25 protein-coding genes and 1 pseudogene are annotated in these 23,035 nt (G+C 63.4%); 13 read left to right on the forward strand and 13 right to left on the reverse strand.

What is annotated here, in order from left to right; genetic code table 11:
* Positions 1–58 precede the first annotated feature (58 nt).
* The 4 genes from F3H98_RS22120 to rsmA all read left to right on the forward strand — a co-directional run bounded on the left by F3H98_RS22120 (position 59) and on the right by rsmA (position 5,277).
* Entirely contained in the window at positions 59–2,419 is a 2,361-nt protein-coding gene (locus tag F3H98_RS22120; protein WP_149762504.1) for an LPS-assembly protein LptD, read from the forward strand.
* Positions 2,420–2,505: 86 nt separating this feature from the next.
* Positions 2,506–3,432 carry a SurA N-terminal domain-containing protein gene (locus F3H98_RS22125; protein WP_149762505.1) on the forward strand — a complete coding sequence of 309 codons (927 nt, stop codon included), beginning with the start codon at positions 2,506–2,508 and terminating at the stop codon, positions 3,430–3,432.
* A 13-nt stretch (positions 3,433–3,445) separates the two neighbouring features.
* A complete protein-coding gene (pdxA, locus tag F3H98_RS22130) occupies positions 3,446–4,456 on the forward strand; it encodes a 4-hydroxythreonine-4-phosphate dehydrogenase PdxA (RefSeq protein ID WP_149762506.1) in 1,011 nt (336 codons plus the stop codon).
* Entirely contained in the window at positions 4,453–5,277 is an 825-nt protein-coding gene (gene rsmA, locus F3H98_RS22135) for a 16S rRNA (adenine(1518)-N(6)/adenine(1519)-N(6))-dimethyltransferase RsmA (RefSeq protein ID WP_149762507.1), read from the forward strand. The genes pdxA and rsmA overlap by 4 nt, the downstream gene beginning before the upstream one ends.
* 21 nt (positions 5,278–5,298) lie before the next feature.
* Here rsmA and F3H98_RS22140 read toward each other — a convergent pair whose 3' ends face one another.
* Positions 5,299–5,730 carry a type II toxin-antitoxin system VapC family toxin gene (locus F3H98_RS22140; RefSeq protein ID WP_149762508.1) on the reverse strand — a complete coding sequence of 144 codons (432 nt, stop codon included), beginning with the start codon at positions 5,728–5,730 and terminating at the stop codon, positions 5,299–5,301.
* Positions 5,730–5,984, reverse strand: a complete 255-nt coding sequence (locus F3H98_RS22145; protein ID WP_149762509.1) for a type II toxin-antitoxin system Phd/YefM family antitoxin — start codon at positions 5,982–5,984, stop codon at positions 5,730–5,732. The genes F3H98_RS22140 and F3H98_RS22145 overlap by 1 nt, the downstream gene beginning before the upstream one ends.
* A 133-nt stretch (positions 5,985–6,117) precedes the next feature.
* Here F3H98_RS22145 and F3H98_RS22150 point away from each other — a divergent pair, with 133 nt between their 5' ends.
* On the forward strand, positions 6,118–6,651 hold the full coding sequence (locus F3H98_RS22150) for a GNAT family N-acetyltransferase (protein ID WP_149762510.1): 534 nt from the start codon (positions 6,118–6,120) through the stop codon (positions 6,649–6,651).
* A 3-nt stretch (positions 6,652–6,654) separates the two neighbouring features.
* Here F3H98_RS22150 and F3H98_RS22155 read toward each other — a convergent pair.
* From F3H98_RS22155 to fabD, 10 genes and pseudogenes are all read right to left on the reverse strand, one after another.
* Positions 6,655–7,403, reverse strand: a pseudogene (locus F3H98_RS22155) (sulfite exporter TauE/SafE family protein).
* Between the two features lie 34 nt (positions 7,404–7,437).
* Positions 7,438–8,097, reverse strand: a complete 660-nt coding sequence (gene gmk / locus F3H98_RS22160; protein WP_149762511.1) for a guanylate kinase — start codon at positions 8,095–8,097, stop codon at positions 7,438–7,440.
* A 3-nt stretch (positions 8,098–8,100) separates the two neighbouring features.
* Positions 8,101–8,988 carry a YicC/YloC family endoribonuclease gene (locus tag F3H98_RS22165; RefSeq protein WP_149762512.1) on the reverse strand — a complete coding sequence of 296 codons (888 nt, stop codon included), beginning with the start codon at positions 8,986–8,988 and terminating at the stop codon, positions 8,101–8,103.
* Positions 8,989–9,020: 32 nt separating this feature from the next.
* Entirely contained in the window at positions 9,021–10,214 is a 1,194-nt protein-coding gene (gene mltG / locus F3H98_RS22170; protein ID WP_149762513.1) for an endolytic transglycosylase MltG, read from the reverse strand.
* Between the two features lie 92 nt (positions 10,215–10,306).
* A complete protein-coding gene (gene fabF, locus F3H98_RS22175) occupies positions 10,307–11,569 on the reverse strand; it encodes a beta-ketoacyl-ACP synthase II (protein WP_149762514.1) in 1,263 nt (420 codons plus the stop codon).
* Between the two features lie 37 nt (positions 11,570–11,606).
* Positions 11,607–11,843, reverse strand: a complete 237-nt coding sequence (locus F3H98_RS22180) for an acyl carrier protein (protein ID WP_019170544.1) — start codon at positions 11,841–11,843, stop codon at positions 11,607–11,609.
* Between the two features lie 189 nt (positions 11,844–12,032).
* A complete protein-coding gene (fabG, locus tag F3H98_RS22185; protein ID WP_149762515.1) occupies positions 12,033–12,770 on the reverse strand; it encodes a 3-oxoacyl-[acyl-carrier-protein] reductase in 738 nt (245 codons plus the stop codon).
* A 25-nt stretch (positions 12,771–12,795) separates the two neighbouring features.
* Positions 12,796–13,062, reverse strand: a complete 267-nt coding sequence (locus F3H98_RS22190; RefSeq protein WP_149762516.1) for a type II toxin-antitoxin system RelE family toxin — start codon at positions 13,060–13,062, stop codon at positions 12,796–12,798.
* Positions 13,046–13,267, reverse strand: coding sequence for a type II toxin-antitoxin system RelB family antitoxin (gene relB / locus F3H98_RS22195; protein WP_149762517.1), 222 nt, complete (start codon positions 13,265–13,267; stop codon positions 13,046–13,048). The genes F3H98_RS22190 and relB overlap by 17 nt, the downstream gene beginning before the upstream one ends.
* 70 nt (positions 13,268–13,337) lie before the next feature.
* Positions 13,338–14,276: an ACP S-malonyltransferase gene (gene fabD / locus F3H98_RS22200; protein ID WP_149762518.1), complete on the reverse strand. Its 939-nt coding sequence runs from the start codon at positions 14,274–14,276 to the stop codon at positions 13,338–13,340.
* A 346-nt stretch (positions 14,277–14,622) separates the two neighbouring features.
* Between fabD and ilvD the strand changes: the two genes are divergently transcribed.
* A complete protein-coding gene (gene ilvD / locus F3H98_RS22205; protein WP_149762519.1) occupies positions 14,623–16,467 on the forward strand; it encodes a dihydroxy-acid dehydratase in 1,845 nt (614 codons plus the stop codon).
* Between the two features lie 70 nt (positions 16,468–16,537).
* Here ilvD and F3H98_RS22210 read toward each other — a convergent pair whose 3' ends face one another.
* Positions 16,538–17,083, reverse strand: a complete 546-nt coding sequence (locus F3H98_RS22210) for an HU family DNA-binding protein (protein ID WP_149762520.1) — start codon at positions 17,081–17,083, stop codon at positions 16,538–16,540.
* Positions 17,084–17,426: 343 nt separating this feature from the next.
* Here F3H98_RS22210 and F3H98_RS22215 point away from each other — a divergent pair, with 343 nt between their 5' ends.
* The 7 genes from F3H98_RS22215 (at position 17,427) to F3H98_RS22245 (ending at position 22,940) form a co-directional block, all read left to right on the forward strand.
* Positions 17,427–18,731, forward strand: a complete 1,305-nt coding sequence (locus F3H98_RS22215) for a tlde1 domain-containing protein (protein WP_244621845.1) — start codon at positions 17,427–17,429, stop codon at positions 18,729–18,731.
* Positions 18,732–18,902: 171 nt separating this feature from the next.
* Entirely contained in the window at positions 18,903–19,211 is a 309-nt protein-coding gene (locus F3H98_RS22220) for a hypothetical protein (protein ID WP_149762522.1), read from the forward strand.
* 274 nt (positions 19,212–19,485) lie between these two features.
* On the forward strand, positions 19,486–19,971 hold the full coding sequence (gene rpsF / locus F3H98_RS22225; RefSeq protein ID WP_149762523.1) for a 30S ribosomal protein S6: 486 nt from the start codon (positions 19,486–19,488) through the stop codon (positions 19,969–19,971).
* Positions 19,971–20,219, forward strand: a complete 249-nt coding sequence (rpsR, locus tag F3H98_RS22230; protein ID WP_019170551.1) for a 30S ribosomal protein S18 — start codon at positions 19,971–19,973, stop codon at positions 20,217–20,219. Before rpsF ends, rpsR begins: the two co-directional genes overlap by 1 nt.
* Before the next feature lie 217 nt (positions 20,220–20,436).
* Positions 20,437–21,012, forward strand: coding sequence for a 50S ribosomal protein L9 (gene rplI / locus F3H98_RS22235; protein ID WP_149762524.1), 576 nt, complete (start codon positions 20,437–20,439; stop codon positions 21,010–21,012).
* A gap of 250 nt (positions 21,013–21,262) precedes the next feature.
* Positions 21,263–22,549 (forward strand): cyclopropane fatty acid synthase, encoded by a 1,287-nt coding sequence (locus F3H98_RS22240; protein WP_149762525.1) that lies wholly within the window; start codon positions 21,263–21,265, stop codon positions 22,547–22,549.
* A gap of 67 nt (positions 22,550–22,616) precedes the next feature.
* Positions 22,617–22,940, forward strand: a complete 324-nt coding sequence (locus F3H98_RS22245) for a YnfA family protein (RefSeq protein ID WP_149762526.1) — start codon at positions 22,617–22,619, stop codon at positions 22,938–22,940.
* Positions 22,941–23,035 lie beyond the last annotated feature (95 nt).

Here is a 23,035-nt window from a genome sequence, read left to right on the forward strand (position 1 = left end):
GGCCCGGGCTCATTTTTGCTCGTCGGCTCGGCTGGCGCGCCTGTTCGGCGCGACTGCAATGGCATGCGTGTTTTCTTACGTGTTCGCGCCGGCTCCCGCCCCTGCGCAGGACGTCCAGCTTGCAGCTCCGTCGATTCCGGCAAATTCTCAGATGCTGCTCGAGGCAGACACGCTGGTCTACGACAACGACGCCAATACGGTGACGGCTGCCGGCGGCGTGCAGATCGACTATGGCGGCAACAAGCTGGTGGCCAAACGCGTCACCTATGACCGCAAATCCGGCCGCCTCATCGCCAGTGGCGACGTCGCGCTCGTCGACAGCGAAGGCACCAAGGTGTTCTCGCAGGAGATCGACATCACCGACGATTTCGCCGACGGCTTCGTCAACGCGCTGCGCGTCGAAACCGTCGACAAGACCTATTTCGCCGCCGAGAGCGCCAAGCGCGAACGCGGCATGCTCACCACCTTCAACAACGGCGTCTACACCGCCTGCGCACCCTGCGAGGAAGAGCCAAACAAGGCGCCGATCTGGCGTCTGAAGGCCAAGAAGATCATCTGGAACGGCCAGGCCAAGACGGTCCGTTTCGAGCAGTCGCGCTTCGAAATGTTCGGCTATCCCATCGCCTACTTCCCTGCCCTCGAGGTTCCGGATCCGACGGTCAAGCGCAAGACCGGCTTCCTGATTCCCGGCATCGCCTACAAGTCGGACCTCGGGGTCGGGTTCAACATTCCGTTCTACATCGCGCTGGCGCCCACCTACGACCTGACGTTGCACGGCCGTTACTACACGAAGCAGGGCTTCCTCGGCATGGCGGAGTGGCGGCAGCGCTTCAACAACGGCCAGTACAATCTGCGCATCGCCGGCATCTCGCAGCAGGATCCGGGCGGCTTCCAGTTCGGCACGGTCGACGCCGGCACGGCGACCGATCCCAACAAGCTTCGCGGCATGATCGGTTCGAAGGGCGACTTCGTCATCAATCCCCGCTGGAGTTTCGGCTGGGATATCGTGGCGCAGTCCGACAAGAACTTTTCCTACACCTATGGCATTCCCGGCTATTCCAACTTCGTGCAGCAGTCGCAGGTCTACCTGACCGGCCTGCATGAGCGGAACTATTTCGACCTGCGCGCCATGCGCTTCCAGGTCCAGGAAGAATATTTCGACGAGAGCGCCTCCGCGCGCGACGACAAGCAGCCCTGGGTGCTGCCGACGCTCGACTACTCCTATACGCCGGATGAACCGGTGTTCGGCGGCGAACTCAATTTCGACGTCAATGCCCGCGTCATCAACCGCTCGCGTCTCGACAGCATACCCAGCACCCCAGCGGTGCGCGGCCTCGAGGGCACCAACAGCCGCCTGACGGCGGAGGCCGAGTGGAAGAAGTCGATCATCACCGAGGGCGGCATCGTCATCACGCCGATGTTCGACGTGCGCGGCGACGCCGCGCATAGCAACATCTCGTCGGAATCGGTCGCGGCCATCAACAACATGGCCGGAACCCTGAACGGCATCGACTACAGTCACGGCGGCCCGGCCTACAGCGGCGTCGCCGCCGACATTCGCTCCGCCTACAACCGCTTCATGGCGACTGCCGGTCTCGAACTGCGCTGGCCCGTGCTGTTCTCGTCGACCAGTTCCAGCCACGTGCTGGAGCCGATGGCCCAGCTGTTCGCCCGCCCGGACGAGCGCTACGCCGGTTCGCTCGGCATCCCGAACGAAGACGCGCAGAGCTTCGTCTTCGACGCCAGTTCGCTGTTCGAGCGCGACAAGTTCTCCGGCTATGACCGCATCGAAGGCGGCACCCGCGCCAATATCGGCTTCCGTTACTCCGGCAGCTATTCGAGCGGCTGGACGACCAACGCGCTTTTTGGCCAGTCCTATCACCTCGCCGGCGAAAACTCGTTCGCGCAGCCCGATCTGGTCAATGTCGGCGCTTATTCCGGCCTGGAAACCGACACGTCCGACTATGTCGGCCTCGCCGGCTTCTCCAGCCCAAGCGGCTTGTCCGCTTCGATCTCCGGCCGTTTCGACGAGCAGACTTTCGAGATCAGGCGCGCCGAAGCGAAGGCTGGCTACTCCATCGACCGGTTTTCGGTGAACGCGAAATATGCCTTCATCCAAGCGCAGCCGCTTTACGGCTTCCCTGACGACCGGCGTGAGATGACGCTCGGCGCCACGGCCAAGATCAACGAAAACTGGAAGACATTCGGATCGGCGACCTATGATTTCGAGGCCGATACCGTGGTGCGCGATTCAGTAGGTTTCACTTACGACGACGGTGTGTGCTTCCTGTTCTCGCTGACCATGTCCGAGACGCGCGACCGTTTCACGCGCGATACATCGCAGAGTATCGGGTTCAACATCTCGTTCCGCACTCTCGGTGACTTTGGAACGGATTCGAGTTCTTTCAGTTCAAACTGATGATGAAACGCAGGACATCGTTTCGCCGTATAGGCGGAGCATGGAGCAATGTTCCATCGATGTGCGGAACTCGGGGATAATTTGGAATGAAACTGATCAGGAAACATCTGGTTTCGATTGGCTTTGCTTTGCTCGTCGCAGCGACGGCAGCGCCTGTATTCGCGCCTCTTCCGGCCGCCGCCAGCGAAATCAAATACGTGGTCAACGACGTCCCGATCACCAGCTACGATATCCAGCGACGCGCTGCATTCATCAAGCTTCAGCGCGGCAAGGGCAGCGCTTCCGAGCAGATGATCGAACAGACGCTGCGCATGTCGGAAGTGAGGCGCCTCGGCATCAAGGTCACAGACCAGCAGGTTGACGACGCCTACGCTCGCTTCGCCAGCAACAACAAGATGCCATTGCAGCGGCTTGACGGCATCCTTGAGCAGGCCGGGGTGACAAAGCAGCACTTCAAGGACTTCATCCGCGCCCAGATGAGCTGGAACCAGGCTCTGAGCCAGCGCGCCCGCGGCGGCGGCGGACGCATGACCGAACAGGAAGTGGTGCGCAAGATGCTGCAGCAGGGCGGTGCCAAGCCGTCGGCTACGGAATACATGCTGCAGCAGGTCATCTTCGTCATCCCGCAGAAGGACAAGGGCTCCGCCGGCAAACGCAAGCAGGAAGCGGAAGCCATGCGCTCACGCTTCAACGGCTGCGACTCCACCCGACAGTTCGCAAAAGGCCTGATCGACGTGACCGTTCGTGACCTCGGCCGCAAGCTTGCGCCGGAGCTGCCGCCTGAATGGGCGGATTCGATCAAGAAAACCAATACGGGCTCGGCCACTCCTGTCCGGCAGACCGAGCGCGGTCTGGAATTCATCGGCATTTGCAGCGCCCGCGAAGTTTCGGACGATCGTGTCGCCCAGCTTGTGCTGAACGGCGACGACAAGAGCGGCGACCAGAAGGTGGACGAGCTCAGCAAGACCTATACCGAAGAGCTGCGGAAAAAAGCCCGCATCGTCGAGCGCTAGGTTCCAGACAGCCGTGCCGCCTCTCGCATTGACGGCCGGCGATCCGTCCGGAATTGCCCCCGAAATCGCCATCGCCGCATGGCGCATGCGCGACGCGGCGAATGTTCCGCCCTTCTATCTCTTGACTGATCCGGCGCTCCTGGCGGCCCGCGCCCGCAACACCGGCCTTGAGCTGAAAATCCGGGAAGTGACGCCCTCGGGCGCCGATGCCGTCTTCGCCGACGCCCTGCCGGTCGTCCCGCTGACCGAGCGCTTCGGCAACACATTGGGCAGGCCGGACAGCACCAATGCCGCCGGCATCGTCGAATCGATCGACCGCGCCGTCGCCGACGTCTTTTCGGGCGCCGCGAGCGCCATTGTTACCTGCCCGGTCGCCAAGAAGCCGCTATACGAAGCGGGTTTCAGATTTCCCGGCCACACCGAATATCTCGCGCACCTGGCCGCCGAAAAGACCGGAAAGACGGTCACCCCGGTGATGATGCTGGCCGGTCCGACCTTGCGCGCGGTGCCGGTAACCATCCACATCGCGCTGGCCGACGTGCCGGCGGCGCTTACCACCGACGCCATCGTCACGACCGCCCACATCACCGCAAGCGACCTCGTCAGCCGCTTCGGCATCGCGCGGCCGCGCCTTGCCGTCGCCGGGCTCAACCCGCATGCAGGCGAAGGCGGCGCGATGGGAAGCGAGGATGAGGAGATCGTGCGCCCGGCTGTCGATACGCTGCGCGCCGAAGGCATCGATGCCAATGGTCCTCGCCCCGCCGACACGATGTTCCACGCTCGGGCGCGCGCAGGCTACGACGCCGCGATCTGCATGTATCACGACCAGGCGCTGATCCCGGCCAAGGCGCTCGCCTTCGACGAAACTGTCAACGTGACGCTCGGCCTGCCCTTCGTGCGCACTTCGCCCGATCACGGCACCGCATTCGACATCGCCGGCAAGGGCATCGCACGCCCCGACAGCCTGATTGCCGCGCTGAAGATGGCGCACCGCCTGTCCAGCCGCGCGGCGGTCACGGCATGAGCGCCGACGGCCTGCCGCCGCTGCGTGAAGTCATCGAGCAACATGGGCTCGCGGCCAAGAAATCGCTCGGCCAGAATTTCCTGCTCGACCTCAACCTCACCGGCAAGATCGCCCGCGCCGCTGGCGACCTGACGCAGCATACGGTGATCGAGGTCGGCCCAGGCCCGGGCGGCCTTACCCGCGCCCTGCTTCTGCACGGCGCCAGGAAAGTCGTAGCCATTGAGCGCGACGAGCGTTGCCTAGCGGCACTGGCTGAAATCTCTGCGCATTATCCCGGCCGGCTCGAAATCATCTCGGGCGATGCGATGAAGACCGACTTCACCGCGCTGGTGCCGGACGGGCCGGCGAAGATCGTCGCCAACCTGCCCTACAATATCGGCACCGAACTTTTGATCCGCTGGCTGACGGCGGCCGGCTGGCCGCCGTTCTATGAATCGATGACCCTGATGTTCCAGCGCGAGGTGGCCCAGCGCATCGTCGCCACCGTCGGCAGCGACGCCTATGGGCGGCTCGGCATCCTCGCCGGCTGGCGGACCGAGGCGAAAATCGCCTTCGATGTACCGCCGCAGGCTTTCACGCCACCCCCAAAGGTCACGTCGTCGGTGGTCCATCTGGTTCCCCGCGCCGAACCGCTGCCCGCCGACGTGCGCAAGCTTGGCCGCGTCACCGAGGCGGCATTCGGGCAGCGCCGCAAGATGCTGCGCCAGAGCCTGAAGAGCCTCGGCGGCGAACGCCTGCTGGAGACGGTCGGCATCGACGCCACGCGCCGCGCCGAGACGCTGAGCATCGCGGAATTCGTGCGGCTGGCCAACGTGGTGTAAGGGCAACCTCAAATCTCGCGATTACTTCCCGCCTGGGTCATACCGCCAAGGATCGAGGCAAGAAGCACCGAGCATTTCGAAATGGGCGACGTTTCGCGTAACCACCTGCAAATTGTGCTCCAGAGCCGTGGCGGCGATCATGGCGTCCGCGGTTGGCCGTTTCTCCGAGGTTGGTAAGCTTCCGGCGCGCAAGGCAATTGCGATATCGAAGGACAGGACACGATCGGCGAACTCCGACAGGACGATCTCTTTCAGCCATCTCGTCAAATCGCGAGCGAATTCTGCATCTCGGCGCATCTCGCGCTGGATGCCAAAACGCAGTTCCATGATCGAAATGGACGAGAGGAACCCCTCTTCCACATCGAACTTGCGCATGAAATCCTGAAACGCCATGTCCTGCTTTTCCGGTCTTCGGGCGGCAGAGATGACATTCGTATCCAGCAGGAACGCCATCAGAACTCGAACGTCCGATCGTCGAAGCTGACACGCGGCGGCTCGAAACTTTTGCCGTCGGTAGCCGCAGGATCGCGCAATGCATCGTAGAGCGTCTTCGGCTTGCGCCAATTGGCCTCGAACTCGCTGTAACTGACGAGAACATAGCTCGCCTCGCCATGGTCAGTTATAACCAGTGGCCGCTCGTCCGCCTGCTTTTTTGCCTTGCTCGGATTTTGATTGAAGGCAGCGCTGGTCATGAAGGACATACGCATCGTCATATCCATGTAGCATCTTTTTCAGAGAAAGTACTACTTTCTCGACGTTTTTCAAGTGATGGCAGATGAACGAACGTAGGCCCATGGCTGGATACAACATCGCCGCAAACTTAAGAAACAAAGGAAACCTATGGAACTCTCCAGCCCACGCCTGCGCCTGCGCCAATGGCGGCCTGAAGACCGCGCGCCGTTTGCGGCCATCAATGTGGAGCCCACGGTCCAGCGCTACCTCGCGCCCATCACACGGGCGGGCTCCGACGCCATGCTCGGCCGTATCGAGGCGCATTTTGCCGAACATGGTTTTGGCTACTGGGCGCTGGAGGAACGCCGGAGCGGCGCTCTGATCGGCTTGTGCGGGATGATGCACGTTCCCTTCGAAGCATTCTTCACCCCGGCGGTCGAGATCGGCTGGCGCTTGTCGTCTGCCTGGCAAGGTCAAGGGCTTGCCCGTGAGGCCGCCCAGACAGTCCTGGACGATGCTTTCGGCAGGCTCGGCTTGAACCGCGTGGTCAGCTTCACGGTGGTGTCCAACAGCGCCTCCTGGGGCCTGATGGAGCGCCTCGGCATGAAGAGGATCGGCGAATTCGACAATCCCGGTCTGCCTGAGGGTCACCCGCTGCGTCGCAACGTCGCCTACGAAATCACCGCTGCCGGCCGCGCCTGATGCTCACCAGACTGATCGCAAGGCGAGTTCGAGACCGAGCAGGAACAGGCAGATCAGGAACCAGCGGCGAAAGCTTGTCGGGCTGATGCGGTGACGCAGGCGTTGCCCAGCCCAAACGCCGAGCAGCGCCGGCAAAACTGCCAGCAGAGACAAGCCGAGACCGCCGGCATGGAGTGCACCGCCCTTGGCCAGGCCGATGGCCAGCGCGACCGTCGAAACAGTGAAGGAAAGGCCAAGCGCCTGCACCAGATCGTCCTTGGCGAGCCCGAGGGCCTGAAGATAAGGCACGGCTGGAATGACGAAAACGCCGGTTGCGCCGGTCACCACTCCGGTCGCCGCCCCAACCAGCGGGGATATGAAGCGTTCCAGTCGCGCCGGAACCGAGAGTTGACGCGCTAGAAGACTGAAGCAGCATAAACGACGAGTGCGGCGCCGAGCCCGGTTGTCGCCAATTGCTGGTTGCCCGAAGTGAGCAGCGATGCGCCGGCGATCGTTCCTGCAACGATGCAAAGCATCATCGGCCAAAGCCGTTTGATCAGGCGGCCGAAACTCGGTCCGGAAAACAGTTGCCAGACATTGGTGATGAATGAGGGAACGATCAGCAGCGAAGCTGCCGTGACGGCCGGCATGAAAGCCCCGAGCAGGCCCATCGAAACGGTCGGCAGGCCCATGCCGGTGACGCCCTTGACGATTCCTGCCAGGAAGAAGATCAGCGCAACGACAGCGAGATATTCAGCGGAAAAGTCGGCCATACCTGTTTTCCGCCCGCCCGCGCATTCCCTGCCCTTAAACCACCTTCTCGTCGAGCAGGCCGGAGACGAAATCGAACAGGCCCGGCCGGCGGTCGCGACGCAGCCGCTCCGCCGTCACCATGGCGCGCACCTCGCTATAGGCACGGTCGAGATCGTCGTTGACGATGATGAAATCGTAGTCGCGCCAGTGCTCGATCTCGACGCGCGCATTGTTCAGCCGCGTCGCGATGACTGCTTCCTGGTCTTCCGCACGCCGCTTCAGCCGCGCTTTCAGCTCTTTCATCGACGGCGGCAGGATGAAGATCGAGACGATGTCGGCCCGCATCTTTTCCTTCAACTGCAGGGCTCCCTGCCAGTCGATGTCGAACAGCATGTCGCGGCCTTCGGCCATCGCCTTCTCCACCGGCTCGCGCGGCGTGGCGTATAAATTGCCATGCACTTCGGCCCATTCGAGCAAGGCATCCGTGTCGCGCAGCCGCTCGAACTCCTTGGTCGACACGAAGTGGTAGTGGATGCCGTCGATCTCGCTCGGCCGACGCGCACGTGTCGTCACGCTCACCGAAAGGGCGAGGCCGAGTTCCTTCTCTTCCAGAAGATTGCGCGCGATGGTCGATTTACCGGCACCGGACGGCGACGAGAGAACCAGCATCAGGCCGCGGCGGCGGATGGCGGCGGATGCGTCTTGGGCGGTCATTCGTCACTCCAGATTCTGGACCTGCTCGCGAAACTGGTCGACGACAGCCTTCAATTCCAACCCGGCGGCGGTGACGGCGGCGGCATTCGACTTCGAACACAGCGTATTCGATTCGCGGTTGAATTCCTGCGAGAGAAAATCGAGCTTGCGGCCGATCGGGCCGCCGCCTGCAAGCAGCTTGCGCGCCGAAGCGATATGCGTTTTCAGCCGGTCGATCTCCTCGCGGATATCGGCCTTGGTAGCCAGGAACGCGGCTTCCATGTGCAGCCGCTGTTCGTCCAGATTGGCGCTGGCGTCCATCAGGAGGCGCACCTGCTCGGCGATGCGTTCGCGGATCATCGCCGGTTCGCGCGAGGGGTCGATCTCGGCGCGGTGTGTGAGCAGTTCGATCGTATCGAGGTGGCCGGAAAGCAAGTCGCCGAGGGCGGCTCCCTCGGCCAACCGCGCCTGCTCCAGGTCGGTCAGCGCGCTCTCGAGCGCGGCAAAGACAACGGTGTCTGTGGCCGCACGCGTCTCTTCATCCTCGATCGTTTCAGGCAGTTCGAGGACCCCGCGCAGGGCGAGCAGCCCGTCCGCGCTCGGCGGCGTCACGCCGAACTGTTCCTCCAGGCGCTTGGCCAGCCCCGCCAGGTCCTTGAGGAAAACTTCGTTCACGACCGGCTGCATCTGCAGGCCGACTTTGACGACGGTCAGCGCCGCCTGGATGTTGCCTCGGGAAAAACGCTTCTGGATTGCCTGCCGGGCCGGCGCCTCGATCCGCTCGAAACCGGGCGGCAGACGCAGCCGCGCCTCGACACCCTTGCCGTTCACCGATTTGATTTCCCACGCAATCACGGCGCCCGCCTCGCTGGCGGACGACCGTGCAAAGCCGGTCATGCTCTGCAAAGCCATGGTCGATGTTCCCCCCGCTCGCTGACCCGCCGCTATTGCTGCGCGGGTGCCGGCTCCCCGTTGCCACCGGCGGGCTTGGCGGCTTCCTCAGCCTGTTTCTTCTCGAAGGCGCGGTAGCGCGCCACATTGGCGTTGTGCTCGTCCAGCGTCGCGGCGAAAACATGTCCGCCCGTGCCATCCGCGACGAAGTAAAGGTCGTTCGTCTGCGACGGGTTGGCAACCGCCTCCAATGCGGCCTTGCCCGGATTGGCGATCGGCGTCGGCGGCAAGCCGTTGATGACATAGGTGTTGTAAGGCGTCGGCTTGTCGATGTCGGACTGTAGGATCGGGCGGTCCGAGGGTTTGCCCTGCCCGCCGAACAGCCCGTAGATGATGGTTGGGTCGGACTGCAGCCGCATCTTCTTGTTCAGCCGGTTGATGAAGACGGCGGCAACCCGCGAGCGCTCGTCGCCGCGGCCGGTTTCCTTCTCGACGATCGAGGCCAGAGTGACGAATTCGTCGACGCTGGCGAGCGGCAGGCCGTCGACGCGACGGTCCCAGATCTCCTGAACCAGCTTTTTCTGGTCGGCCAGCATCTTGTCGACCACCTGCTGGCGCGGCGTGCCGCGCGTGAAGCGCATCGTATCGGCGGCAAGCGTGCCTTCCGTCGGCATCGTCGCCGGCATCTCGCCGCTCAGCGCGTCATTTTCGGCAATACGCTGCCAGGCCTGCGCGACCGTCAGCCCTTCCGGCACGGTCAGCGAATAGAGGATCGACTTGCCGCTCTTCAGTATTTCCATGATGTCATGCATGGAGGCGCCGGCCTTGATTTCGTATTCACCGGCCTTCAAAGACGCGTTGTTGCCATAGGCGCGAACGCCCACCTGGAACACGCGCGCGTCAGTGATCAGGCCGCGCCGCTCCAGCTGCTCGCCGATTTCCGCAACGCCGGTGCTCGGCTTGACCTCGAAAGTCGTGTTGGTCGCCGTCGGGCCGGCAGCCTCGAACGAGCGCTTGCCGAAATAGACGGTGACGGCGGCGGCCAGCGTCACCAGCATGATCGCCGACATCAGGAAGTTGAGGAAGACCACGAACTGGTTGCGCGATTGCTTGGAGCGCCTGGCCTTGGCCGGCGGTGGCGTTCCGGTTTCCGGCCGCAGCGCCTCGCTGGCCGATTTGGGGACGATCGGAGGCGGAGGCGTGGTGCGCGGGCCTAAATCGCCCTGGTTTGCCGGAGTGGTGTTCATCTTCCCACAGCACTTTCTCTTTCGATGAGTCCCGCCGAGAGACTATAGGCGAATTTGGCAAAATTCACGGCAAAGGCGCCTTGCGGCGCGGCTCAGCCGTTATAGCGCTGGAAGACCAGCGAGGCATTGGTGCCGCCGAATCCGAAGGAATTGGACAGCGCGACATCGACCTGGCGCTGGCGCGGCTTGTGCGGCACGAGGTCGATCGCCGTCTCGACGGCGGGATTGTCCAGGTTGATCGTCGGCGGCGCGATGTTGTCGCGGATGGCGAGGATGGAAAAGATCGCTTCCGCCGCACCCGCCGCACCGAGCAGGTGGCCGATGGCGGATTTGGTCGACGACATCGAGATTTTCGACGCCGCGTTGCCGACCAGCCGCTCGACGGCGCCCAGTTCGATCGTGTCGGCCATGGTCGAGGTGCCATGCGCGTTGATGTAGTCGACATCGGCGGGCGCCAGTTTGGCACGCTTCAGCGCCGCCACCATGCAGCGGTAGGCGCCGTCGCCGTCCTCCGCCGGTGCGGTAATGTGATAGGCATCGCCGGTCAGGCCATAGCCGGTGACTTCGGCATAAATCTTGGCGCCGCGCGCCTTGGCGTGCTCGAGTTCTTCCAGAACCACGACGCCGGCGCCCTCGCCCATGACGAAGCCGTCGCGGTCGCGGTCGTAGGGGCGCGACGCCTGCTCGGGCGTGTCGTTTCGGTCGGTCGACAGCGCGCGGCAGGCGGCAAAGCCGGCAAGCGACAGCCGCGTCACCGGCGATTCCGCGCCGCCGGCCACCATCACGTCGGCATCGCCGAAGATGATCAGCCGGGCCGCGTCGCCGATGGCATGGGCGCCGGTCGAACAGGCCGTCACCACGGCGTGATTCGGGCCTTTCAGGCCGTGCCGGATCGACACCTGGCCCGACACCAGGTTGATGATGTTGCCTGGAATGAAGAAGGGGCTGACGCGGCGCGGGCCGCGCTCGTGCAGGATCAGCGCCTGCTGGGAAATGCCCTCGATGCCGCCGATTCCGGAGCCGATCATCACGCCGGTGGCGCAACGATCTTCCTCAGTCTGCGGCTTCCAACCGGAATCGGCCAGCGCCTCGTCGGCCGCGGCAATGCCGTAGAGGATGAAATCGCCGATCTTGCGCAGTTCCTTGGGTTGAAGGACCGCTTCGGGATTGAAGGTATTGTTGCTGCCGTCGCCGCGCGGGATGACGTGCGCGATCTTGCACGGCAGGTCGTCGACTTCGAATTCGGTAACCCGCCGGGCAGCACTTCTGCCCGACAGGATGCTCTTCCATCCGTGCTCGACACCCACCCCAAACGGGGAGAGCAAACCCATGCCGGTGACGACTACACGCCTCATCGCAGGTTCTCGAATGCCGGATGAATGCGGGAAAGCGTCAGGCCGAAGCCTTGTCGATGTACTTCACCGCGTCGCCGACGGTGAGGATGGTCTCGGCCGCGTCATCCGGGATTTCGACGCCGAACTCTTCTTCGAACGCCATCACGAGCTCGACCGTGTCCAAGCTATCTGCGCCAAGGTCATCGATGAAGCTCGCAGCTTCGGTGACCTTGTCGGCTTCCACGCCAAGATGCTCGACAACGATTTTCTTGACGCGTTCTGCGGTATCGCTCATGGGGGAACCCTCGTCTCTGTTAATTTGTCTTCGTTAGCGGCCCGATTGCCGCTAATCAAGCTGAAAGATTTCCGCGAACGCGGATCGGTGTTGCGCGGCCATCATGGCCCCGAAACACCAGCTTGCGGGCCGCATTACACGAAAAAACCGTTGCGTCCAAGGCGAAACGCCGGCTTTTCCCGCCTCATTTCAGATCATTGCCATGCCGCCGTTCACATGAATGGTCTGGCCGGTCACGTAGCCGGCTTCATTGGAGGCGAGATAAGCCACCGCGGAAGCCACTTCGTCGCCCGTGCCCATCCGCTTCATCGGGATGGCGCCCATGATGGCCTCTTTCTGCTTGTCGTTCAGCTTGCCGGTCATCGCCGATTCGATGAAGCCCGGCGCCACACAGTTGACGGTGACGTTGCGTGTGGCGATTTCCTGCGCCAGCGACTTGGAAAAGCCGATCATGCCGGCCTTCGACGCGCAATAGTTGGCCTGGCCCGGATTGCCCGTGACGCCGACCACCGAGGTGATGTTGACGATGCGGCCATAGCGGCGGCGCATCATCGGGTGCGTCAACTCGCGGGTAAGGCGGAACACCGCCGTCAGGTTGACCTCGATCACCTGGTCCCAGTCGTCGTCGGACATGCGCACGAACAGGCCATCCTTGGTGATGCCGGCATTGTTGACCAGGATATCGACGCCTTCGAGATCGGCTTCGGCCTTCTGGCCCAGCGCCTTGACCTCGTCGCGATTGGCCAGGTTCGCGGGGAACAGCTTCACCCGGTCGCCGAGTTCGCCTGCCAGCGCCTCGAGCTTCTCCACCCGCGTGCCATGCAACCCGACCACCGCGCCCTGTGCATGCAGGATGCGCGCGATCGCCTCGCCGATGCCGCCCGAGGCCCCGGTTACAAGCGCCTTCTTTCCAGTCAAATCGAACATCTGTGAAACCTTTTCCTTCAATCGGCTATCTGTATACGTCCCGCCGATTTCCAATCGCGACAACAAGAATGACGAGCTTTTTGTCCTGGATATCGCAGATGATGCGCATATCACCCGACCGATAGCCCCAGAAATTGCCCAGTTGACCTTTCAATGCCTTTCCAAGGCCACGCGGGTCGTCAAGTGCCGCCAGGCGCACCTCGCAGAAATCCCTGATTTGCCGGCGCGTCCGTGAATCCGTTTTCTCGAAGAATTTGCGGGCGGTTCGCGAGTACTCAATCGTCCAGGCCACGCCAAGCTTCCTCGGAAGTCAGCACATCCTCCTCGCCACGGCGTATGCGCTCCATGACTTCCACGGCGAGGTAATAATCCTCGAGGTCTTCCAGGCCGCGCTCGACCAGTTCGCGCAGATAATAGGCCTTGGTGCGGCCGGTGCGTTGCGCGAGCGTGTTCAGACGCGTTTCGGTTTCTTGCGACAGACGAATGGATGTAGGCATCTCAAAAATCCTCGATGCGATACGTGTATTCAATGTATCGCACAGCTCCGGTTTCCGCAACCGACGCAGATCACAGCGCCGCCAGGGCTGCCTCGACATCCGCCGGCAAGTTCACCGAAACCGTCGCGATGTCTCGGTTGATGCGCCGCGCCAGGCCCGACAGAACCTTGCCGGAGCCCACTTCATAGAGCGTCGTAACGCCGTTCTGGCCCAACCACTCCACCGTCTCGCGCCAGCGCACGCGGCCGGTCACCTGCTCGACCAGGCGCGCGGTGATCTCCTCGACGTCGGTCAGCGGCTGCACGACCACGTTGGCGACCACCGGCACGATCGGCGGGTTTTTCGTTACCTCCGCCAGCGCCTTGCGCATGGCCTCCGCCGCCGGCGCCATGAGCGCCGAATGGAACGGCGCCGAAACCGGCAGCATGATCACCCGCTTGGCGCCCTTGGCCGTGCACAATTGCCCCGCCAGTTCGACGCCCGCCTTGGCGCCCGAAATCACCAGTTGCCCGCCGCCATTGTCATTGGCGATCTGGCAGGGCGATTGCTGCGCGGCTTCCGCGCAGGCCGCCTCCACATCCGCCTGTTCGAGGCCGATGACGGCCGCCATGGCGCCTTCGCCGACCGGCACCGCAGCCTGCATGGCGTTGCCGCGGATGCGCAGCAGCCGCGCGGTATCGGCGATCGAAAACGTTCCGGCCGCCGCAAGGGCGGAATATTCGCCGAGCGAATGGCCGGCCACATAAGAAACCTTGTCCCTCAGAGAGAAACCGCGCGCTTCGAGCGCCCGCAAGGCTGCCAGCGATACCGCCATCAGCGCCGGCTGCGCGTTGGCGGTGAGTGTCAGCGTTTCCTCGGGCCCCTCCCACATGACCTGCGACAGGTTTTCGCCAAGCGCATCGTCGACCTCCTGGAAGACGGCGCGCGCTTCGGGAAACGCGTCCGCCAGATCCTTGCCCATGCCGACGGCCTGGCTGCCCTGCCCCGGAAAGGTGAATGCGATCGACATTTTCGACATCTCCGCCGCTTCTGATTGGGCAAGCCTGTGCGGCAAGCAAGGGAGATGTGTCAAGGGCGATGGCGCCGGCCCGTCAGCCCGGACGAAACGCAGACCGGCCGGAACTGCACAGAGGCGGTTGGCAACTGGCCCATTCCCCGGGGCGTGACGCGCGCGCTCTTTTCCTTTAGAGCGGAATGCGATCAGAGCGGAATGCGATCCGATTGAACCGGGCATTCCGCTCTATCCGCTTGTTTAGCCGCATTTGTGCGACGCCAGGTGATTTCACCTGGCTGCAAAATGCTTTAGATGGCACGACAGCCATCTCGTGACAGCCGCCGCTTCAACAGGAACAGCCATGCCCGCCTATCGCTCCCGCACCACCACCCACGGCCGCAACATGGCGGGCGCGCGCGGCCTCTGGCGCGCCACGGGCATGAAGGACAGCGACTTCGGCAAGCCCATCATCGCGGTGGTGAACTCGTTCACCCAGTTCGTTCCGGGCCACGTTCACCTGAAAGATCTCGGCCAGCTGGTTGCCCGCGAGATCGAGGCGAACGGCGGCGTCGCCAAGGAATTCAACACGATTGCCGTCGATGACGGCATCGCCATGGGCCATGACGGCATGCTCTATTCGCTGCCGTCGCGCGAACTGATCGCCGACAGCGTCGAATACATGGTCAACGCGCACTGCGCCGACGCGATGGTCTGCATTTCCAACTGCGACAAGATCACCCCCGGCATGCTGATGGCGTCGCTGCGCCTCAACATCCCGACGATCTTCGTTTCGGGCGGCCCAATGGAAGCCGGCAAGGTCGTGCTCTCCGACGGCAAGACCCACGCGCTCGACCTGGTCGACGCCATGGTGGCGGCCGCCGACGACAAGATGTCGGACGAGGACGTCAAGGTGATCGAGCGCTCCGCCTGCCCGACCTGTGGCTCCTGCTCCGGTATGTTCACCGCCAACTCCATGAACTGCCTCACCGAAGCGCTCGGCCTCTCGCTGCCGGGCAACGGCTCGACCCTGGCAACGCATTCGGATCGCGAAAAGCTGTTCCTCGAAGCCGGCCGCCGCATCGTCGGCCTGGCCAAGCGCTACTATGAGGCCGAAGACGCCACGGCCTTGCCGCGCACCATCGCCTCGAAGGGCGCTTTCGAAAACGCCATGGCGCTCGATATCGCCATGGGCGGCTCGACCAACACGGTGCTCCATATCCTCGCCGCCGCGCACGAAGGCGAAATCGACTTCACCATGGACGACATCGACCGCCTGTCGCGCAAGGTTCCGTGCCTTTCCAAGGTCGCCCCCGCCAAATCGGACGTACACATGGAAGACGTGCACCGGGCCGGCGGCATCATGGCCATTCTGGGCGAACTGAACCGCGCCGGCCTGCTGAGGGTCGATCTGCCGACCGTGCATTCCGCCACGCTTGGCGAGGCATTGTCGAAATGGGATATCGCCGTCACCGACAACCCGGCAGCTCTCGAACTGTTCAGCGCGGCTCCCGGCGGCGTGCCGACGCAGGTCGCGTTCAGCCAGAGCGCGCGCTGGAAGGAACTCGATCTCGACCGCGAAAAGGGCGTCATCCGCGACGCGCAGCACCCCTTCTCGAAGGATGGCGGCCTGGCCGTCCTCAAGGGCAACATCGCGCTCGACGGCTGCATCGTGAAGACGGCCGGCGTCGATGAATCGATCCTGAAATTCTCCGGCCCTGCCCGCGTCTTCGAAAGCCAGGATTCCTCGGTCAAGGCGATCCTTGCCAACGAGATCAAGGCTGGCGACGTCGTTGTCATCCGCTATGAGGGGCCGAAGGGCGGCCCAGGCATGCAGGAAATGCTCTATCCGACCAGCTACCTGAAATCTAAGGGCCTGGGCAAAGCCTGCGCGCTCATCACCGACGGCCGCTTCTCCGGCGGCACCTCGGGTCTCTCAATCGGCCACGTCTCGCCGGAAGCCGCCAATGGCGGCCTCATCGGCATCGTGCGCGAAGGCGACATGATCGACATCGACATCCCCAACCGGACGATCTCGCTGCGCGTCGAGGAAGCCGAAATCGCCGCCCGCCGCGCCGAGCAGGACGCCAGGGGCTGGAAGCCGGCCGAGCAGCGCAAGCGCAAGGTGACGACCGCACTCAAGGCCTACGCCGCCTTCGCCACCTCGGCGGATCGCGGCGCGGTGCGCGACCTCGGCGAGCGCGAATAGGGGCATTGCAGACGGGTCACCTAGCGCAGAAAAATGCTGCTGGAACAGTCGGCTAGCGCCAGCGGCGCTATCAGATCCTGAACCACTGCCCGGTCTGGGCCTTGGCAATCTCCGCGAAGTGCAGCTTCAGCGGCGCGAAATCGTCGACGATTGCGCTTTGGAAAGCCATGCGCCCGGCGCGATGGCGCACTTCGAAGGCCGCCAGCCATACGCCCAGCAGGAAGCCCGTCTTGTCACGCAGTTCGATGCGATGCCCAAGCAGGTCGTGAAAATCGAGGCTTCTCTCGGGAATACTGAGATCGGCGGCAACGGTAATTAGCCCATTCGCATAGAACCGCCAGTTCACGCTGTGCCAGGCCCGCCCTTCGGCGCTGTGTTCGTCGGGCCAATCGAACTGAACCCAGTCCGGCCCGTCCTTTCCATTCTTTTGAGGACCGCTTGTTGGGCGCGATTCCGCCGCGGAAACATAGGCGAACCGCAGCGTCTCCTGCTGGCGCTTCAAGGCAAGCCAGTCGTCCCCGGCCACGCCGGCAAGCATTGCCTTGATCTGCGAAGGGTCCTTGTCGCTCCCCACCCCGAGCGCCTTGTTGAGGAAAGCGACTACAGCAGTCAGCATTGCATGATCCTCGGGGAGCAACCGATCAGGGCAGAATGCTGGCGGGAGTTGTTTCGGTCAAGAATTTTACCCCAAGCGCCACCGTAACGATTGCTCCGGCGACGATGCATTCACGTCTCAAAGACCAGTTGTAGGACATCGTGAACGCCGCGCCGCGCCGCAAGTGGTGACTGCAAAGCAAAATTTAACCATATTTGCCCATTCTTTGCCCATCGACGTTCAAGTGGGGACAATTCGGAGACTGAGGAAATCACCTGGCGGCTTGCCGGCTGACTTGGCCCGAATTCGTATGATTGGTGCCTGCGTGCTGAGTAGCATTCATTCAAAATCGTTTGGCAGACTTGTGTCTGTGCTCTCGGTCTCCGGCTTCTGCATCGCCTTTGTTTGCGGAGCCGTGTGGGCCAGTCACAGTATACTCAATGCCGGCACATCGCTGACCACTGATGCCAGGTCCCTGTCCTTTGACAAATCGAGGCGTCACCTAGTCGCCGCCGCCTACCGGCCGAACCGGCAGCTGGCTACGGAAAGCCAGAACCCGGCGAAGGCGCCGAGGCTCGCCGCAGTACAGCAGCAGCCGAATCCGGACTCTGGCGCCGCCGCGAAGGCTGGAAGAACCGCGCGTCCATCCGACATCGCCGCCAGCGCCGCGCCTGCAATGAATGCGTCCCTCGACGGACGCTTCGACAAGGTGGTCGAGCAGGCCGCGTTGACGCCGGCAAAGCTTGCAAGCCTGTTCGCAACCAAGCCGGCCACGGCGAAATCCGCACGGGCGTCCCGCAAGGAGCCGGTGGTGCCTGTGCCGGAACGTTTTGCCTCGCAGAACCTGGTCAGCGAACTGCCACCGGTTCTCCTTGCCTATGCCGACCCGTCGTCGAGCGGCACGGCCAGCGCACTGAACGCGCTGTCCGCGGTTGCCCCGATGGGCGCAGGCGCGACCGCCACGGATGAATCCCCGGACGAGATGATCGCCCTTCCGGATGCCGAGGACACCACCCCGTTCAGCGTGCCTTTGCCGGCGCCGCGCCCGCGTCTCGGGCAGACCGCCGCGCCCGCTCCCGAAGTGGATGAGCCGGAGGCGCCCGCGGCAAAGCCCGCCCAGAACACGCCTCGCCCCGTCCAGAAAGAACAGAAGCTCGCCTATGCGCGGCCCAACGATCCCGTGCAGGAAAAGTCGGGCAGCGGGTTTGGCCAGACTTTCAGGAACCTGTTCAACCGCCCGAAGGCCCGCAACGGCGTCGCCGTCTACGATATCAGCGCGGCCAAGGTCTACATGCCCGACGGCAGCGTGCTCGAAGCGCATTCCGGCATCGGCAAGATGGCGGACAACCCGCGCTATACCCACGTCAAGATGAACGGCCCGACGCCGCCGCACACCTATAATCTCAAGATGCGTGAAAAGCGTTTCCATGGCGTCGAGGCCATCCGCATGCTTCCGGTCGACGGCAAGAACAAGCATGGCCGCGACGGTTTCCTGACCCACAGCTACCTGTTGCGCGGCGGCCGGGCGGAATCGCATGGCTGCGTCGCCTTCAAGGATTACAATCGCTTCCTCAACGCCTTCAAGAAGGGCAAGGTCACGCAGCTGGTCGTGGTGCCGGGCAATGGCGGCGACCGGGTGCGCATCGCATCGAACGGCAAGCGCATCTGATTTTTCATCGCGGCGCGCCCGGCCTGGAAAGGCCGGAGACACCTCCCCACCATTATCTCCGCATTGGGAACGCCGGCCATGGCGCCGGCGTCCGACTTGTCCTAACTTCGAGGCAAACCATGCGCTGGCGATGGCCGACGCAATGCCGAATTGTAAGGGGAGAGTCTGGAAATGGACGAAGCCAATCCGTGGCGCCACATGAAGAATGCACCGAGGGACGGCAGCCGCATCCTGGTGACGGTGCGCTCTTCGGAACAGGGCCCGGCGGAGATCGACGTGGCCTACTGGTCGCGCGCCGACCAGTTCGGCATAGAAGGCTGGCGCGCCGCCGATTCCCATCCGGGCCACATCATAGGCTATGCCGAACCGGAGCTGCGGTGCTGGATGCCGTTGCCCAAGCCAAATGCCGGCCAGGCCTCCGAAATGCCGGCGCCGTGGGAGGGCGACGATGCCGAGGAACTCTACGGATCGGGTATTTGAGCCTGCCACCCTTGCCATATCCCGCATTCCCCTGTAAGAGCCGCCGCAATCTGCCGGTCCCAGCTGGGGGCTGAACGGAGGGCCGGAGGTTTTCTCTTGGGAAAACCGCCGTCGCGAAGCCGAAGAAGGCTTCCGCCTCCCGTGTCTCCGCTCTCGACCGTCTCGTCGTGCTCCTTTCTTCTCCTGAGAAGGCTGTTTGGCCCTCGAAGGATCAGAGAAGTTGCAGAGGCTTTAGCCGCCGGGAACCGGGAGAGAAACGAAGAAAGGCAAGACAATGGCTCTATACGAACATGTGTTTCTTGCCCGTCAGGACCTCTCGCAGCAGCAGGTTGACGCGCTTGTCGAACAGTACAAGGGTGTCATCGAAGCGAATGGCGGGTCGGTCGGCCGGGTCGAGAACTGGGGACTGAAGTCCCTCACCTACCGGGTCAACAAGAACCGGAAGGCTTACTACACGCTGATGGACCTCACCTGCCCGCCGGCAGCGCTCAACGAGATGGAACGCCAGATGGGCCTCTCGGAAGACGTGCTGCGCTTCATGACCGTCAAGGTCGAGAAGCACGAGGAAGGCGCGTCCGCGATGATGCAGAAGCGCGAAGAGCGTTCCGACCGCGGCGATCGCGGTTTCGGCGACCGTGATCGCGGCCCGCGCTCGTTTGGCGACCGCGACCGTGGCGATCGCGGCCCGCGTTCGTTCGGCGACCGCGAAGACCGTGGCCCGCGCCGTCCGCGCGAAGCAGTTGAAGGGGGTGCAGAATAATGGTCGACATCAATCAGATCCCGACCCGGCGCCCGTTCCACCGCCGCCGCAAGACCTGCCCGTTCTCCGGCGCCAACGCTCCGAAGATCGACTACAAGGACGTGCGTCTTTTGCAGCGCTACATTTCCGAGCGCGGCAAGATCGTGCCGTCGCGCATCACCGCCGTCAGCCAGAAGAAGCAGCGCGAACTCGCCAAGGCGATCAAGCGCGCCCGTTTCCTCGGCCTGCTGCCCTACGTGGTGAAGTAATTTTCGATACCCGGTCCGGGCGGTTATCCCTCCGGACCGGAACCTCCCTCCGCGGACGGGCGCGGCCGGGCGAGCATCTAAGACCCGAGTTGGGGCCGCGGCCCCTAACTGCCCGGACAGGCAGGACAGCGAAACCAGGCGCCAAAGCGTCGCTTTCACTTCCCGACCTGTTCCAGATTTTCTCGCGGCCAGCGCCGCCAACGAAAGGAACAAAGAGATGGAAGTCATTCTTCTCGAACGCATTTCCCGCCTCGGCCAGATGGGCGACACCGTCAAGGTCAAGGACGGCTTCGCCCGCAACTTCCTGCTGCCGAAGGGCAAGGCGCTGCGCGCCAACGAAGCCAACAAGAAGAAGTTCGAAGGCCAGCGCGCGCAGCTCGAAGCCCGCAACCTGGAGCGCAAGTCGGAAGCCCAGCAGATCGCCGACAAGCTCGACGGCAAGAGCTTCGTGGCCGTCCGTTCGGCCGGCGAAACCGGCCAGCTCTACGGTTCGGTCTCGACCCGCGACATCGCCGACCTGCTGATCGCGGAAGGCTTCACTGTCAGCCGCAACCAGATCGAGCTCAACCACCCGATCAAGGCGATCGGCCTGACCAACGTGGCCGTCGCGCTGCACCCGGAAGTCGAGGTCACCATCACCCTCAACATCGCCCGCACCGCCGACGAGGCCGAGCGTCAGGCGAAGGGCGAGACGCTGACCACGGCCGAAGCCATCTACGGCGACGACATCAACGAGAACGCCCGCCCGGACAACTTCTTCGATCCCAACGAAGAAGCCGAAGCCGAAGCCTGATCCCAGGCCTTAAGCATGATTCCGTAGGGCGCGTAGCGGTTTACGGGGACAGAGATCATGCTCGGAACGAGTAGATAGGGCCCCATTCCGATCGGAATGGCCGGCGTGTGAAAAATCCAGAAGCCCGGGCGGCCACGTCCGGGCTTTTGGTTGTGCCACGGAACTTTTCCCTCGCCCCGCGATTTAAAAAATCGCGCGACCTGACCACATGTCCTTGTGGACTGTCATCAGCGAGCGGAGTGGTTCTGGCATGAACGTATTCCTGAAAACGGTCGTCGAGCGGCTCGTCCGCACAGGCAACCTCACAGTCACCGGCCCTTCCGGCGTCTCCCACACCTTCGGCGACGGCAGCGGCGAACCCGTCCACATCGTCGTCAAGACCAGGCGCGCCGAGCGCGCCATCACGCTCGACCCGACACTCGCCTTGCCTGAAGCCTTCATGGATGAAGAGCTCGACGTCGTCGAAGGCGACATGTTCGGCCTCCTGCGCATCGTCTTCCAGAACATGGACAAGTCCGGCAACATCGACGCTGCCTGGACAAGGGCGGTCGACGCGGTGCGGCTGGCGCTCAGGCGGTTGCAGCAGGTCAACACGGCCGGCCGCGCGAAGAAGAACGTCGCCCACCACTACGACCTGTCGGGCGAGCTCTACCGGCTCTTCCTCGATGAGGACATGCAGTATTCCTGTGCCTATTTTGAACGCCCCGACATGACGCTCGACGAGGCGCAGACCGCCAAGAAACGCCATATCGCCGCAAAGCTGCGGCCGAAGCCCGGCCACACGGTGCTCGACATCGGTTCCGGCTGGGGCGGGCTCGGGCTCTACCTCGCCCGGTCGTTCGAGGCGGACGTGCTCGGCGTCACACTATCGACCGAACAGCACCTGGTTTCGACCGAACGCGCCCGCCAGGCAGGCCTGGACGGCCAGGTGCATTTCGAACTGCGCGACTATCGCGATCTCTCCGAGCGCTTCGACCGCATCGTCTCGGTCGGCATGTTCGAGCATGTCGGCGTCAACTATTACCGCGCCTTCTTCGACAAGGCTGCGACGCTGCTCAAGCCGGACGGCGTCATGGTGCTGCATTCAATCGGCCGCACAGGACCGCCGACCACCACCAACCCGTTCATTCGCAAGCACATTTTCCCGGGCGGCTATATCCCTGCGCTCTCCGAGGTGCTGCCGGCGATCGAAAGAAGCGGCCTGATGGTCACCGATGTCGAAATCCTGCGGCTGCATTATGCCGAGACGCTGAAACACTGGCGCGAACGCTTCATGGCCAACCGCGAACGCGCCAAGGCGATCTATGACGAACGCTTCTGCCGCATGTGGGAGGTTTATCTGGCCGCGTCGGAAGCAGCCTTCCGCTGGCAGGACCTTATGGTGTTCCAGATCCAGCTCGCCCACCGCAACGATACGCTGCCGCTGACCCGCGACTACATCGGCCAATGCGAAAAGGCGCTGGCGATCCACGAGACGGCGCACCGGCAGCCGGCCTCGAAGCCGGCTAGACCACGCACCCGCAAGATCGCCGGCTGAAGCGCGGCGGGGCTTGTAACCGCGCCAGCGGCGGACGAAAAGGGCTTCGTAACCTGTGCGAGGCCCGATGACCTATCCGATATTCGCTGCCGCGGCGCTTGCCGAGATCGCCGGCTGTTTCGCTTTTTGGGCCTGGTGGCGGCTCGACAAATCGCCGCTGTGGCTGGTGCCGGGCATCGCCTCGCTCATGCTGTTTGCCTGGCTTCTGACGCTCAGCGACACAGATGCTGCCGGCCGCGCCTACGCGGCCTATGGCGGCATCTACATAGCCGCCTCGCTGCTCTGGCTGTGGCTTGCCGAAGGTGTCGCGCCCGACCGCTGGGACCTGACGGGCGCCGCGATCTGCGTGGCCGGCGCTTCGATCATCCTGCTGGCGCCGCGCGACGTGTGAAATCGCCAAACGCCACATCAAGCACCAGTATCGTTCTTGCTTTGTTCTTGACGGTCGAGTAGAATCGGCAGCTTGCTTAGTCAACCAGAATCGGG

Origin of the sequence: Neomesorhizobium albiziae (assembly GCF_900114255.1) — a bacterium.
GTDB lineage: Bacteria > Pseudomonadota > Alphaproteobacteria > Rhizobiales > Rhizobiaceae > Neomesorhizobium > Neomesorhizobium albiziae.

Coding starts and splice junctions, on each gene's coding strand:
- F3H98_RS22125 (WP_149762505.1), top strand. CDS start 2,506: ATGAAACTGATCAGGAAACATCTGGTTTCGATTGGCTTTGCTTTGCTC.
- rsmA (WP_149762507.1), top strand. CDS start 4,453: ATGAGCGCCGACGGCCTGCCGCCGCTGCGTGAAGTCATCGAGCAACAT.
- fabG (WP_149762515.1), bottom strand. CDS start 12,770: ATGTTCGATTTGACTGGAAAGAAGGCGCTTGTAACCGGGGCCTCGGGC.
- fabD (WP_149762518.1), bottom strand. CDS start 14,276: ATGTCGATCGCATTCACCTTTCCGGGGCAGGGCAGCCAGGCCGTCGGC.
- mltG (WP_149762513.1), bottom strand. CDS start 10,214: ATGAACACCACTCCGGCAAACCAGGGCGATTTAGGCCCGCGCACCACG.
- F3H98_RS22165 (WP_149762512.1), bottom strand. CDS start 8,988: ATGGCTTTGCAGAGCATGACCGGCTTTGCACGGTCGTCCGCCAGCGAG.
- rpsF (WP_149762523.1), top strand. CDS start 19,486: ATGGCTCTATACGAACATGTGTTTCTTGCCCGTCAGGACCTCTCGCAG.
- F3H98_RS22150 (WP_149762510.1), top strand. CDS start 6,118: ATGGAACTCTCCAGCCCACGCCTGCGCCTGCGCCAATGGCGGCCTGAA.
- fabF (WP_149762514.1), bottom strand. CDS start 11,569: ATGAGGCGTGTAGTCGTCACCGGCATGGGTTTGCTCTCCCCGTTTGGG.
- rpsR (WP_019170551.1), top strand. CDS start 19,971: ATGGTCGACATCAATCAGATCCCGACCCGGCGCCCGTTCCACCGCCGC.
- relB (WP_149762517.1), bottom strand. CDS start 13,267: ATGCCTACATCCATTCGTCTGTCGCAAGAAACCGAAACGCGTCTGAAC.
- rplI (WP_149762524.1), top strand. CDS start 20,437: ATGGAAGTCATTCTTCTCGAACGCATTTCCCGCCTCGGCCAGATGGGC.
- F3H98_RS22120 (WP_149762504.1), top strand. CDS start 59: ATGGCATGCGTGTTTTCTTACGTGTTCGCGCCGGCTCCCGCCCCTGCG.
- ilvD (WP_149762519.1), top strand. CDS start 14,623: ATGCCCGCCTATCGCTCCCGCACCACCACCCACGGCCGCAACATGGCG.
- F3H98_RS22245 (WP_149762526.1), top strand. CDS start 22,617: ATGACCTATCCGATATTCGCTGCCGCGGCGCTTGCCGAGATCGCCGGC.
- F3H98_RS22140 (WP_149762508.1), bottom strand. CDS start 5,730: ATGGCGTTCCTGCTGGATACGAATGTCATCTCTGCCGCCCGAAGACCG.
- F3H98_RS22210 (WP_149762520.1), bottom strand. CDS start 17,083: ATGCTGACTGCTGTAGTCGCTTTCCTCAACAAGGCGCTCGGGGTGGGG.
- F3H98_RS22180 (WP_019170544.1), bottom strand. CDS start 11,843: ATGAGCGATACCGCAGAACGCGTCAAGAAAATCGTTGTCGAGCATCTT.
- F3H98_RS22220 (WP_149762522.1), top strand. CDS start 18,903: ATGGACGAAGCCAATCCGTGGCGCCACATGAAGAATGCACCGAGGGAC.
- gmk (WP_149762511.1), bottom strand. CDS start 8,097: ATGACCGCCCAAGACGCATCCGCCGCCATCCGCCGCCGCGGCCTGATG.
- F3H98_RS22240 (WP_149762525.1), top strand. CDS start 21,263: ATGAACGTATTCCTGAAAACGGTCGTCGAGCGGCTCGTCCGCACAGGC.
- F3H98_RS22145 (WP_149762509.1), bottom strand. CDS start 5,984: ATGCGTATGTCCTTCATGACCAGCGCTGCCTTCAATCAAAATCCGAGC.